This window comes from Gordonia sp. 852002-50816_SCH5313054-c (genome assembly GCF_001665925.1).
GTDB classification, from domain to species: Bacteria; Actinomycetota; Actinomycetes; order Mycobacteriales; family Mycobacteriaceae; genus Gordonia; species Gordonia jacobaea.
The window spans coordinates 85,856-98,664 of the sequence record NZ_LZTE01000051.1; the positions used below are offsets into that span (position 1 = coordinate 85,856).

Consider the following 12,809-nt stretch of genomic DNA (forward strand, 5'->3'; position numbering starts at 1 on the left):
CGAGTCCAATGCTTTCACAATCGCAGACACCTTCGGATCTCACGAGGGCCCTTAAGACACGTCACATGACAATGATCGCCATTGGCGGCGCGATCGGAGCTGGCCTCTTCGTTGGTAGCGGCGCAGTAATTAAAACCGCAGGCCCTGCCGCCATCCTTTCATATTGCCTGGCCGGCATTCTCGTTCTTTGCACGCTGCGAATGCTCGGCGAGATGGTTGTCGCCAAGCCACAAGCTGGCGCCTTCGCAGATTATGCCCGTATCGGGATCGGACCATGGGCTGGATTTACCCTCGGCTGGCTCTATTGGTATTACTATGTAATCATAATCGCCGTAGAGGCGGTCGCCGGAGCTAAAATTCTATCAGAATGGATTGGACTTCCATTATGGATGATGGCAATCGTCCTCTTAGCAGTTATGACCGCCACGAACTTGGTCTCGGTCAGGTGGTTTGGCGAGTTTGAGTTTTGGTTTTCGGGGATCAAAGTTGCCGCTATCGTCTCGTTTATAACACTCGGAATTCTGTGGGTTCTCGGCGTGTGGCCTAGCGAAACAACCGGATTAAGCAACCTTGTTTCACATGGCGGATTCGCACCTAACGGGATCAGCGCAGTCTTCAGCGCCATCGTTGTCGTAATCTTTGCATTCGGCGGGGCCGAGATAGTCACCATCGCCGCCGCCGAGAGTGAGGAACCGGGAAAATCTGTTGCGCGCGCAACAACCGGTGTAATCTGGCGCATCATCCTCTTCTACGTTGGCTCGATATTCCTGGTTGTCTGCATTCTTCCGTGGGACGACGCTTCAGTTCTATCTAGCCCATATGTAGCAGCACTGCAGAAGATGGGCATACCTGGTGCCGACATCGTCATGGACTTCGTCATTCTGACCGCAGTACTGTCGGTTCTTAATTCATCCATCTTCACCTCTTCGCGAATGCTCCGCATCCTCGCCTCTCACGGCGACGCTCCGAAGTCATTGGTAAGAACCAGTTCACGTGGCGTTCCGACACGAGCGATATTCGCGAGTACTGTGGTGGGCTGGATTTCAGTCATAATTGCGTACTTCGCCCCTGACTCCGTCTTTCTCTTCCTCGTAAATTCATGCGGTGTCGTCGCGATCTTCATGTACATCATGATCGGCTTTTCCGAGCTGCGAATACGTAGGCAACTCGAGACTGAAGATCCGTCCAAGATCACGTTGAGAATGTGGTTCTTTCCCTACCTCACCATCGCGGTGATAATCTGCTTCGTCGCGGTATTGATCGCCATGCTTCTACAAGCAGACCAACGCATCCAGCTGCTAACGAGCATCCTAAGCCTCATTGTTGTTCTGTGTGCGTACGCCCTTCGAAAAAAGTTCGGTCAGAAATCTGTCGACTCAACGCCGGTGAGTCAGGAGTTGTCATGAGCATGCTGGAGCTTCCGGTGCTAACAGAATCCGCCGAGTGGTCGGTCCGCTTGATCGAAGCCGATACAGCAAAAGTGATCGCCGAGCACGCACCGGGCCGGCTCCTGAAGACCGCAAGCGTTGGTAAGACGTTTCTCCTCGCTGAGGTCGCTCGTCAGATATCAGTGGGCACATTAGACGCCATGCAGACGATTACCCCCACTGCTGCAGACGTGGTTGCAGACTCAGGGATCTTGTACTTGATGAAGCAGAAGGAGATGCGCATAGACGACCTGTGCCTGCTCATCGGCGCAGTCAGCGACAATACAGCCACGAATATGCTCCTGCGAAGAATCGGGCTTCGTGCTGTCCAGGAAGCGACCCGCGAACTGGGGTTCGTAGAGAGTGGAATGCGAGACCGCGTTCGCTTGAATCGGCCTGTCGATGACGCTCTGACACTTTCGAGCGGAACTGCTGCCGAGCTGTGCGAGTTGGTCCGTCGGATAGAGGCGGGAGAAATCCATAATGCCGACGTGTCTGCTCAGATCAGAGAATGGCTCGCCGTTAATACCGATCTTTCGATGGTCGCGCAATGTTTCGGCCTTGATCCGTTGGCGCACACTGAACTCGACAACGGCTTCCAACTGTGGAACAAGACAGGAACTATCTCGGATGCCCGGATTGACATAGGCTGCGTCCGCCACGACAGAAGCCGTCGCTCAATCGGGTACGCGGTGCTCGCCAACTGGCCACTCGGAACCGACCCGCGTGACGAGGTTCTCGGGAGCATGCGGTCCATCGGCCTAGGCATCCGCGAGTACCTGGAGCGCATATAACCGTCGCGGGTTTTCATAGTCTGGGTTCACTGAGATTCTTGTCTCTGCTGCAGTACGTACCCGCCCGTCACACGACGTGGTGTGCGACCTTTTGTGCACTTGACCTGATGCCCGCGGGCGCATTCGATGAGTAGATGAGCCCTGACGACGCGCCAGCTCCCTCACTTCCCCTCCTTGTCGTCGACGCCGCCAATGTCGTCGGTTCGGTTCCCGACGGTTGGTGGCGGGACCGTCGGGCAGCGACCGAACGTCTCCTCGACTCCGTGGCACCGCTCGCCCCCACCGGCGTGCCGGGTTTGCCCGGTCCCATCGACATCACGGTGGTCGTCGAGGGACGCGCCCGCGGAGCGGCCGGTCGGCCGGGAGTGGGAGTCGTCGAGGCGCCGGGGTCGGGCGACGACGCCATCGTCGACGTGGTGTCGGAGAACCGTGACAGACGGGTCGCGGTGGTTACCGCTGATCGCGGATTGCGTTCTCGGGTAGAGGCTTTGGGTGCCGAGACCATCGGCCCGCGGGTGATCCGAGAGGGTGCCTGACCAACACCGACGCAGCGGGTATCGCCCGCGCCGTGCCTACGATGGGATCCGAGCACGCCGAACTGAACGCCCGTCCCCGATCAAGGAGTGTGCACGTGGCACGAACCGTGGCCGACAACATCATCGAGACGCTCGACCGATCCGGAGTACGGAGGGTCTACGGAATCCCCGGCGACTCGTTGAACGGATTCACCGACGCATTACGCAAGGATCAGCGGCTCGAATGGGTCCACGCGCGCCACGAGGAAGGTGCCGCATTCGCCGCGTCGGCGGAGGCGACACTGACCGGCGAACTCGCAGTGTGCGTCGGTAGCTGCGGGCCGGGCAACCTGCACCTGATCAACGGTCTGTTCGACGCTCAGCGCAGTCGTGTTCCGGTGCTCGCGATCGCTGCACACATCCCCGCCGCGGAGATCGGCAGCGGGTACTTCCAGGAGACCCACCCCGAGCAGTTGTTCGTCGAGTGCAGCGACTTCTGCGAAATGGTCAGCACCCCAGCACAATTGCCACGGTTGCTCGACATCGCGATCCGCACCGCCGTCGAACGACGAGGTGTCGCCGTTCTGGTGATCCCGGGCGAGATCTTCCTCGAGAAAGAGCATCACCGTCAGGGCGGCGCGCCGATCCGCGCCATCGACAGGATCGTCCGCCCCACCGACGCCCAGTTGCAGGATGTCGCGGCAGCGCTGAATGCTGCCGAAAAGGTCACCATCCTGGGTGGCGCGGGTGTTGCCGGTGCGCATGACGCCGTCGTCGAATTGGCGGGGGCTCTGCAAGCCCCGGTTGTTCACGCGCTGCGCGGCAAGGAGTTTCTGGAGTACGACAACCCGTACGACGTCGGGATGACCGGACTGCTCGGCTTCAGCTCGGGGTATCGCGCCATCGAGAAATGCGACACCTTGTTGATGCTGGGCACCGACTTTCCGTATCAGCAGTTCTTTCCCTCCAAGGCGACGATCATCCAACTCGATATCCGCGGCGAGCAGATCGGTCGACGCACACCGGTCGACGTCGGGCTTGTCGGATCCGTCGCCGACACGATCCCGGCCCTGTTGCCACTCATCGACCGAAACCGCAGCTCGGAGCATCTGACTTCGTCGCGTGAGCATTACGTCAAGGCACGCGGGTCGCTGAACGATCTCGCCGTGAACGACGGCAAGACACCGATCCACCCGCAGTATCTGGCAAAGCTGCTCTCCGACCACGCCACCGACGACGCCGTGTTCATCCCGGACGTCGGCTCACCGGTCGTCTGGGCGGCGCGATACCTCGAGATGAACGGGAAGCGGCGGCTGATCGGCTCCTTCACGCACGGGTCGATGGCAAACGCCGTCTCGCAGGGAGTCGGCGCGCAGGCGAGTTTCCCCGGACGGCAGGTCATCGCGATGGCGGGCGACGGCGGCCTCGCCATGCTGCTCGGCGAGTTGCTGACGCTCACGCAGAACGCGCTGCCGGTCAAGATCGTCGTCTTCAACAACTCGTCGCTGAACTTCGTCGAGTTGGAGATGAAGGCTGCGGGGTTCGTGAGCTTCGGAACCGACCTGGAGAACCCCGACTTCGCCGCGTTGGCTCGTGCGATCGGCATCAAGGGTGACCGCGTCGAGAATCCAGGCGACCTCGACTCCGCGGTGCGCGAGTTCCTCGCTCACGACGGACCGGCACTGCTCGACGTCGTCACCGCACGTCAGGAGTTGTCGATTCCGCCAACGGTGTCGGCGGCGCAGGCGAAGGGATTCACGCTATATGCGATCCGAACCGTTCTCTCCGGGCGCGGCGACGAACTGATGGACCTCGCCGAAACCAACGTCTTCCGCAGGCTCTTCGACTGACATCCGCGGCAGACACCGCCCTCAGTGCGGCACCTTGCTGAGGTCGGCGCGCACGAGCATCACGTTGTAGTCGCTCCAGCGCGAGGCGTTGAAGAACAAATCCGGCGATGACCCGACGACTGCGGGCGAGTGCGGTTGGATCATGGGTCCGTACAGGACGACGGCGCCCGGCTCCACGAGGTAGGTCGGGGCGCTCCACGGACCTTCTGGTCGATCCGCTGTGCGGATGCGAATCCCGTTGTCGCCGTCGAGCATCATGTACTTGTTCAGGTACGGGCTCCACGCCACCGACAGTTCCGTGACGGGAGCGGGCACGACGATCGCCGATCCGTCGTCGGGAACGTCGGCGATCTTGTCGACCCACTTACGATCGCGACCTGCCCAGTACTTGTATTTGGTCACGTCGAGGATTTCGGTCGGCTTGAACCGTGCGAGGAAGCCTGCGCCGAATCGTCCGTTGGGCGTGCCGAATTGATACACGTACTCGTCCTGCGCGCCGTGCCCGCGCACGTAGGCGTTCTGCTGGAACTTTCCGTTGTTGGGCTCCGCGGGCGGCAGGTCGAACGGAAGTGCCGCGGCCACTGGCGAATTCACGAGGATGGTGTCGCGATCGACCGTCCAGTTCTGTCCGTTGTCGTCAGAGTGGGCGACGGCCGAGTAGTTGGTCACCCAGTGCCCCGCTGAACCCCACGATCGCACCGACATGAAGTTGATGTACTGCCGATACCCCGAGCCCCATGGCAGCGACATCGCAGCGGTGGGGATGGTCGTCGTCTCGATGGGACTGACACCGAGTGCTGAAATCAGTTCGCGGGCATAGGTGGGGCGTGCGGCGTCGACGGGACTCCCGGACTGCACATCTCCGGGGATACCGGGCGGGACGCTCACGCCGTCGTCGAACTTGGTGTCGCGGGTCCGCATCAGCGTGTTGTGTCGCCACTCCTGACCGACTACGTTGCAGTCGCCGAAGGTGTCGCCGAACGCCATCAGCGTCTGCCCGGAGCCGTTGTCCCAGGAGATTCCGAGATCGGTGCCGCTGATCGTGAACCGGTTGAAGGTGCTGTTGATGCTGCGCGGCCCGGTCACCCACGACACCGTGCGGGCGCGTGGCGTGACGTAGATGGGCAGTGGCCCCTGGGTTCCGAGGCCCGGTCGCGCGCCGGACGAGCCAGAACCCGAACCCGAGCCCAGCGAGCCGGTCCCCAGGGAGCCCGTTCCGCCCAGAGACCCGGATGCGCTGCCGAGATCGGGAAGCGAGCCGTTGCCCACATTTGCGCACGGCGCCGCGGTCGCACGTCCCTCGCCGGAGACGAGAAAAGCGCCGACGGAAGTCGCCACAAGCGCCGCGGTGACGAGTCTGCGTGCACCCGCTCGGGTTCGGAGCATGGTCGACGGTCCTCTCGATGAACGGTCCGACTGTGAGTCGGTGGCACCACGTCCGTCACCCTGTGTGACAGATGTGATTCAAGAGGCCAGTGTGACGCAAGAGTATTACCGTTCACTCGCAGGCATGGTCACGATCACGTTTCGGCGCGCGAGAACTCCGACGCTCGGGTGACCTGTTCTGCGGTCAGCACCCGGCCGGTGTACTTCTCGAACTGCGCCGCCGCCTGTAGTGCGATGACCTGCGCTCCGGTGATCACGGGGGTCCCTGATGCCGACGCCGCGCGGATCAGCGGCGTCTGGTCGGGCAACGCGACGACGTCGAACACGAGATCAGCAGCGGCGATCGCGTCGTCGTCGAACGACTGCACGTCCTCGTCGGCACCTCGCATGCCGAGCGGAGTCACGTTTACCAGGATCTGCGGTCCCGGGGCCTGCTCGGTATCCGCCGCACGGTAGCCGTACTTCGCTGCCAACTCCTGACCGGCCGCAGCGTTGCGAGCCCACACCGTCAGATCGTCGAAGCCTGCGCCACGGAACGCCGCAACCACGGCTTTCGCCATTCCGCCAGATCCCCGCACCACCACCGACGACGCAGGATCGATGTCTGCGATGAGTGTGGCCACCGCTTCGTAGTCGGTGTTCGACGCCCTGAGGTGACCGTCGTCGTTGACGATCGTGTTCACGGAGTCGATCGCCGCGGCAGACTCTTCCACCTCGTCGACAAGCTCGATCACCGCTTCTTTGAACGGCATCGATACCGAACACCCGCGAATGCCGAGTGCACGAACACCGCCAATCGCGCCGTCGATATCGGTGGTGGTGAATGCCTTGTAGATGTAGTTCAGGCCGAGTTCGTCGTAGAGATAATTGTGAAACCGCGTGCCGATGTTCGACGGCCGCGCGGCGAGCGAGATGCACAGGGTCATGTCCTTGTTGAGAATCGGCATGCGTGCCACGCTACGGCCCACGGCGCCACTCAGACCGACCGAACGACGATGTGACAGCACTACGAGTCGCGTCGTAGCCTCGTCGTTAGTCGCACTGGGACATCAGGAGGTCGATTCTGTGGGCTGGAACACATATGTGGCACTTGGTGATTCGTTCACGGAGGGGGTCGGCGATCCGGATCCCACCCGCCCCAACGGGTTACGCGGATGGGCCGATCGTGTCGCAGAACAACTCGCCGTCGACAACCCGTCGCTGCGCTACGCCAACCTCGCGATCCGTGGCCGGCTCCTCGATCAGGTGCTCGACGAGCAGATCGACCGCGCCATATCGCTGCAGCCGGATCTGATCACGATTTACGCGGGTGGAAATGATCTGATGCGTGGTTCGGTCGACCTCGACGCGATGATGTCCCGCTACGAGGCAGCGCTGGCCCGACTGCTCTCGACAGGTGCAACTGTCGTCGTGTTCACCGCGTACGACGCAGGCTGGGCTCCCATCTTCCGGCTCACGCGCGGCCGGAGCGCGATCTACAACGAGCTGCTGCGGGCGATCGCTGAGCGCCAGGGTGCGCGCATCCTCGATTTCTGGCGGCTGGCGGGATACGACGACTATCGGATGTGGGACTCCGACCGACTGCACATGTCGTCGCTCGGACACACACGCATGGCAGCCGAGGTGCTCGAGTTGATCGGCGCACCGCACAGCATCGACGTGCCCCCGTTGGCGCCACTCCCCGTGCCGACACGTGAGCAACGGCGGCGTGACAACGTCGAGTGGGCGCGCACTTTTCTCTATCCCTGGCTCATGCGTCGCGTTCGTGGGGTGTCGTCGGGTGACAGCATCAGTCCGCGGTGGCCGGAGCCGGTCGTCGCTGCCGAAGCGCTCGGTGATGTCAGCGCCGAGCCAGCAACAACGGGATGATGTGGTCGGCGAGCAGCGGCGCCAGCGGGGTATCCGTCGAAGCGATGTCGATCCACTGAAGTTCTGCGATCTCGGCGGCAGGCGCGTCGACGCGGACGTACGGATGCTCGAACACCGTGGCTTCGACGAGATGACCGACCTCGTTCGCGGCGTCGGCGCGAAACACACCCAGTTCGACGAGGTCGTCGGGGCGTAGCGCAACCGACAATTCCTCCAGCGATTCGCGCAGCGCGGTGCGTCGACGATCCTCCCCCGGTTCGGGCTTACCGCCGGGCAGCATGAATCGGACGGCTCCCTTCTTCCGGACCGTCAGCAACAGGCCGTTGGCGTCGCGGATGACGACCGCAGCAACCGTGATGACCGGAAACGGCGCGCCACGGGACGTCATCGGCTCGCCGGGCTCACTCACGCTGTGACGTAAGCCGCGTCATTTGCCGAAGCCCGCGTCGCGCAGCGCCTGTGCCATCGATCCGTTGATCGGCTGGGATTCCCGCCGATCTCGCCCCTTGCCGTCACGTCCCTTACCCCCGCGCGGTTGACCGCCACGAGCCTGCCCGTTGCCTGCACGACCTCGATCGGAGCGGCCGTCGTTTCCGCCGCGTCCGTTCGCTGCCCCGCCACGAGGGGCTTGGCGCGAATCCTGACCGGTGCGGGCCTCGTTGCGGCGCGCGCCGCGATCGCCGCCCGGTGTGCGCACCTCGTCGTCGAGTCGAAGACTCAGACCGATGCGCTGTCGATCGACGTCGACCTCCACGACCTTGACCTTGACCACCTGGCCGGACTTGACCACCTCGTGCGGGTCGGAGACGAACCGATTCGCCATGGCCGACACGTGGACCAGCCCGTCCTGGTGCACGCCCACATCGACGAATGCGCCGAACGCAGCGACGTTGGTGACGACACCCTCGAGGACCATGCCGGGCTGGAGGTCGGAGACCTTCTCGACGCCCGCGGCGAAGGTCGCGGTGGTGAAGGCCGGGCGCGGATCGCGTCCCGGCTTCTCGAGCTCGCCGAGGATGTCGGTGACCGTCGGCACGCCGAACCTCTCGTCGGCGAACTCCGCGGGCTTCAACGACTTCAGCGAGCGCTCGTCGCCGATGAGTTCTGCGAGTTCGAGGCCTGTGCGGTCGAGGATGCGACGCACCACGGGATACGCCTCGGGATGCACGCCGGACGCGTCGAGCGGGTCGTCGCCGTCGGTGATCCGCAGGAATCCCGCGCACTGCTCAAATGCCTTGGGCCCCAATCGAGGAACCTCGAGCAGTGCCCCGCGACTGCGGAAGCGACCTGCGGCATCCCGATGTCCGACGATGGCTTCGGCGAGTGCCGGGGTAACACCGGACACTCGGGCCAACAGCGGCACCGACGCGGTGTTGAGGTCGACGCCGACCGCGTTCACCGCGTCCTCGACCACCGCGTCGAGGCTGCGCGCGAGCGTGCCCGGCGTGACGTCGTGCTGATACTGGCCGACGCCGATCGACTTCGGGTCGATCTTCACCAGCTCCGCGAGGGGATCCTGCAGGCGGCGCGCGATCGACACCGCACCTCGGATCGAGACGTCGAGGTCGGGTAGCTCACCCGACGCGTACTCCGACGCCGAGTAGACCGACGCTCCCGCTTCGCTCACCGTTGCCTTGATCGGCGGCCGCGTACCCGAGGCCGAGATGTCCGAGATCAGCTCCGCGGCAAGAGAATCCGTCTCCCTCGACGCCGTACCGTTTCCGATCGCGATCAGTTCGACGCCGTGGCGCGCCACCAACGCTGCCAACGTCGCTTTCGCGGTGTCCCACTGCTTCTGCGGCTGATGCGGATAGATGGCGCACGAATCGAGCACCTTTCCGGTGCCGTCGACCACGGCGACCTTGACGCCGGTACGGAACCCCGGGTCGAGACCGAGAGTGGTGCGGTTACCCGCGGGTGCCGCCAGGAGCAGGTCTTTCAGGTTCTTCGCGAACACCGCGACAGCATCGTCCTCGGCACGCTGACGCAGGCGGACCCGAGCGTCGACGGCGGTAGAGATCATGAGTTTGGTACGCCATGCCCAGCGCACGGTGGTGGCCAGCCAGGTCGACGCGGCGCCCGTCCCGGACAGGTCGACGCCGAGACTCGCCGCGACCATCGCTTGATAACCCTCGTCGTCGCCGCCGGTGAAGTCGACCGCGAGCACACCCTCCTTCTCACCACGCAACACGGCGAGGACTCGGTGCGACGGCATCTCGTCGAGCGGCTCCGCGAAATCGAAGTAGTCGCGGAACTTCTGTCCCGCAGCGCTTTTCGCGATCTCCTCCGACCGCGCGGCGCTGGCGCACGATCCCTGTCGCCAGAACGTCTCGCGCACCTCGCCGACAAGTTGTGCATCTTCACTGGCCCGCTCGATGAGGATGTGTCGGGCACCCTCGAGCGCCGCAGCGGAGTCGGTCACCGCGTCGGAGACGAATTCGGCTCCGGCGACGGCGGGGTCGAGTGATGGATCGGCGAGCAATCGGTCGGCGAGCGGTTCGAGACCCGCCTCGCGGGCGATCTGCGCCTTGGTTCGGCGCTTGGGCTTGTACGGCAGGTAGATGTCCTCGACGCGCGACTTGGTCTCCGCGGCCAGCAGAGCGTTCCGCAACTCGTCGGTGAGTTTGCCCTGCTCCTCGATCGAGGCGAGCACAGCGGCTCGTCGTTCGTCGAGTTCACGCAGGTAACGCAGCCGTTCGTCGAGCAGGCGCAGTTGCGCGTCGTCGAGCGAGCCGGTCACCTCCTTGCGGTAGCGCGCGATGAACGGGACGGTCGACCCCTCGTCGAGGAGTCTGACCGCCGCGGCTACCTGATGCTCGCCGACCTGGAGTTCGTCCGCCAGGCGCGCGTTGACCGACTTGATTCCGGAAACCGTCTCGGATGCACTCGAAGTCACTCGGAGCACCCTACCGAAGCGCGCTGACAACGATCTGTGCGGTGGATGTGCGTGTCGTCGACCGCATCGTCGCGGATGCGGTGCGCGTTTCGGTCCCGCACCGCCGGGACCAGCCGTAAGATCGGCCGGTGGGGGTCGCCACCGGCCGGTCCGTTACCGAGAATCGAGTGCCTCATGGGATTCCTGATCGGCTTCTCCCCCTGGATCATCTACTGGATTCTGGTAGGCAACACCTCGTTTCGCGTCGCCGTGATCGTCGCCCTCTGCCTGGCCGTGCTCGCTGTCGCGGTGCAGCGGCTGCGTAAACAGCCCTGGCACACACTCGAGGCCGGTGCCGTCTTGGTTTTCGCGATGTTCACCGTCCTCGCATTCACCGTCAGCGACACGTTTCTGGAGCGCTGGCTACAACCACTGGGCAACGCCGCGATCTTCCTCATCGCTCTCGTCGGCATGGTGATCGGCCGACCGTTCGTCCGCGAGTACGCGCGTGCGTCCGTCACCGACGACGTCGCGCGGAGCGACGGATTCCGCGTGATCACCTCTGCGATGACGTGGATGTGGATCGCGGTCTTCGGAGTGATGACCGTGGTGTCGCTGATCCCGCCCCTCGTACAGGGCGACGCGACGATCCGCGACGGCGCGTCGACGTTGTCGATCGTCTGCTACTGGGTGGTGCCCTTCACGCTGCTGGGTGTCGCCGGCACCGTGTCCGGGGTCTTCCCCGCGTGGTTCTCCTCGCACACCGACGCGATCGGCAAGCGACAGGTCGCGGCGCGTCCGGGTGATCCGGTCGCCCAGCCCGACGCTCCCGCTGACGTGCAGGATCCTCGCGTCGTCGTGCGCGCGCCGTCGACCAGCCGTCACGACGAACCGTTCTCCATCGGCGTCGACGCCGCCGGCATACCCGACCTCACGGTGTCGGTGTCCGGCCAGGATCTCTTCGGCAGACCCTGGCGCTGGCAGGGCCGCCTGGCCGGCACCGGACAATCCGTCGACGACATCCTCTGGGCGATGGCGTTCACCGGCGAACCCGATCGCGCCGACCTGTTCATTCCTCCCGCGGAACCGTGGCAGCTTCGTATCGAGGCGAGCGGAGGCCAGCATCGCTCCGTCGTCACGCGACTCCGGTGCGCGACAGCTCCCAGCGTTCGCGTCAGCGAGGTCGATGTCGACGGCAGACCGGGCCTTCTCGCACTGCCGGCCGATGGCCATGCCCGACGCGCCGTGGTCTGTTTCGGTGGTTCGGAGGGCGGATACGACTCCCAGCGGGCGACGATCTGCGCACTGGCATCGCGCGGCATCGTCGCCCTTGCCTATGACTGGCTCGACGCCGACCCGGAAGCAGTTCCGGTCGCAGGCATTCCACTCGAGCGCTTCGCCACCGCGATCTCGTGGCTGTCGCGGCGCACCGACGTTGATTCGACCACGGTTGCCGCGCTGGGCATCTCCCGTGGAGCCGAAGGCGTGGCGGCCACCCTCGCGCGCGAACCCGACCTTCCCGTCGGAGCCCTTGTCTTGTTGAGCCCGAGTTCGGTGACCTGGCAGGCGATCGGCGACGGCGGCGAGATACCCGACACCTCGTCGTGGAGTTACCGGGGCCAATCGTGTCCGTACGCGCCGCTGCCGAGCGGAGTCCTCATGCCCCAATTGATCAGCAACGCATGGCATCTCTCGCGAGATGTCGCACGCAACAAGCCGACGTTGCTGAGGTTGGCACCCGCATACAGTGCAGGCCTCGACACCGTGTCACGCAACCGCTCGCAGACCGCAGATGCGGTCATCGCGTCGGAGAAGATCGCGTGCCCGATCCTGTGCGTGAGCGGCTCCGACGATCACCTGTGGCCGTCGGAGCAGATGGCCGACGCGCTGCTCGGCCGCCGACAGTCGCAGGCCGATAGGCACATCCGCTACGACGGCGCGGGGCACCTCCTGCGTCCGGGTCTCTACCCGTCGCAGGTCCAGGTGGTCGGCGGGATCGATCTCGGTGGCCAACCACGCGAACACGGCATGGCCTGCCTGGCGCTGACAGACGAGATCACCGGATTCCTCGACTCCGCCCTGGCGTGAACCCT

Annotated in this window: 10 protein-coding genes; 6 read left to right on the plus strand and 4 right to left on the minus strand. The window is 64.2% G+C overall.

What is annotated here, in order from left to right; all coding sequences use genetic code 11:
- The first annotated feature begins 8 nt into the window (after nt 1-8).
- From A5788_RS12040 to poxB, 4 genes are all read left to right on the plus strand, one after another.
- Nucleotides 9-1,406 (plus strand): amino acid permease, encoded by a 1,398-nt coding sequence (locus tag A5788_RS12040; protein WP_064867695.1) that lies wholly within the window; start codon nt 9-11, stop codon nt 1,404-1,406.
- Nucleotides 1,403-2,221, plus strand: a complete 819-nt coding sequence (locus tag A5788_RS12045; RefSeq protein ID WP_082937996.1) for a serine hydrolase — start codon at nt 1,403-1,405, stop codon at nt 2,219-2,221. Before A5788_RS12040 ends, A5788_RS12045 begins: the two co-directional genes overlap by 4 nt.
- A 134-nt stretch (nt 2,222-2,355) precedes the next feature.
- The gene (locus tag A5788_RS12050; protein ID WP_064867697.1) at nt 2,356-2,757 is read left to right on the plus strand and encodes a hypothetical protein; all 402 of its coding nucleotides are present in this window, start codon (nt 2,356-2,358) and stop codon (nt 2,755-2,757) included.
- Nucleotides 2,758-2,852: 95 nt separating this feature from the next.
- Nucleotides 2,853-4,586: a ubiquinone-dependent pyruvate dehydrogenase gene (gene poxB / locus A5788_RS12055; RefSeq protein ID WP_049700758.1), complete on the plus strand. Its 1,734-nt coding sequence runs from the start codon at nt 2,853-2,855 to the stop codon at nt 4,584-4,586.
- A gap of 21 nt (nt 4,587-4,607) precedes the next feature.
- Here poxB and A5788_RS12060 read toward each other — a convergent pair whose 3' ends face one another.
- Together A5788_RS12060 and A5788_RS12065 are read right to left on the minus strand one after the other, a co-directional pair.
- A complete protein-coding gene (locus A5788_RS12060; protein WP_064867699.1) occupies nt 4,608-5,972 on the minus strand; it encodes a DUF4185 domain-containing protein in 1,365 nt (454 codons plus the stop codon).
- A 134-nt stretch (nt 5,973-6,106) separates the two neighbouring features.
- A complete protein-coding gene (locus A5788_RS12065) occupies nt 6,107-6,919 on the minus strand; it encodes a shikimate 5-dehydrogenase (protein WP_064870074.1) in 813 nt (270 codons plus the stop codon).
- 118 nt (nt 6,920-7,037) lie between these two features.
- Between A5788_RS12065 and A5788_RS12070 the strand changes: the two genes are divergently transcribed.
- The gene (locus tag A5788_RS12070) at nt 7,038-7,841 is read left to right on the plus strand and encodes an SGNH/GDSL hydrolase family protein (protein ID WP_064867701.1); all 804 of its coding nucleotides are present in this window, start codon (nt 7,038-7,040) and stop codon (nt 7,839-7,841) included.
- Here A5788_RS12070 and A5788_RS12075 read toward each other — a convergent pair.
- The gene (locus A5788_RS12075) at nt 7,813-8,229 is read right to left on the minus strand and encodes an NUDIX hydrolase (protein WP_064867866.1); all 417 of its coding nucleotides are present in this window, start codon (nt 8,227-8,229) and stop codon (nt 7,813-7,815) included. The genes A5788_RS12070 and A5788_RS12075 overlap by 29 nt on opposite strands.
- A gap of 39 nt (nt 8,230-8,268) precedes the next feature.
- A complete protein-coding gene (locus tag A5788_RS12080) occupies nt 8,269-10,737 on the minus strand; it encodes a Tex family protein (RefSeq protein WP_064867703.1) in 2,469 nt (822 codons plus the stop codon).
- Nucleotides 10,738-10,911: 174 nt separating this feature from the next.
- Between A5788_RS12080 and A5788_RS12085 the strand changes: the two genes are divergently transcribed.
- Nucleotides 10,912-12,804 carry an acyl-CoA thioester hydrolase/BAAT C-terminal domain-containing protein gene (locus tag A5788_RS12085; protein ID WP_064867705.1) on the plus strand — a complete coding sequence of 631 codons (1,893 nt, stop codon included), beginning with the start codon at nt 10,912-10,914 and terminating at the stop codon, nt 12,802-12,804.
- The last annotated feature ends 5 nt before the right edge of the window (nt 12,805-12,809 follow it).

Coding starts and splice junctions, on each gene's coding strand:
- A5788_RS12065 (WP_064870074.1), bottom strand. CDS start 6,919: ATGCCGATTCTCAACAAGGACATGACCCTGTGCATCTCGCTCGCCGCG.
- A5788_RS12060 (WP_064867699.1), bottom strand. CDS start 5,972: ATGCTCCGAACCCGAGCGGGTGCACGCAGACTCGTCACCGCGGCGCTT.
- A5788_RS12085 (WP_064867705.1), top strand. CDS start 10,912: ATGGGATTCCTGATCGGCTTCTCCCCCTGGATCATCTACTGGATTCTG.
- A5788_RS12045 (WP_082937996.1), top strand. CDS start 1,403: ATGAGCATGCTGGAGCTTCCGGTGCTAACAGAATCCGCCGAGTGGTCG.
- A5788_RS12050 (WP_064867697.1), top strand. CDS start 2,356: ATGAGCCCTGACGACGCGCCAGCTCCCTCACTTCCCCTCCTTGTCGTC.
- A5788_RS12075 (WP_064867866.1), bottom strand. CDS start 8,229: ATGACGTCCCGTGGCGCGCCGTTTCCGGTCATCACGGTTGCTGCGGTC.
- A5788_RS12040 (WP_064867695.1), top strand. CDS start 9: ATGCTTTCACAATCGCAGACACCTTCGGATCTCACGAGGGCCCTTAAG.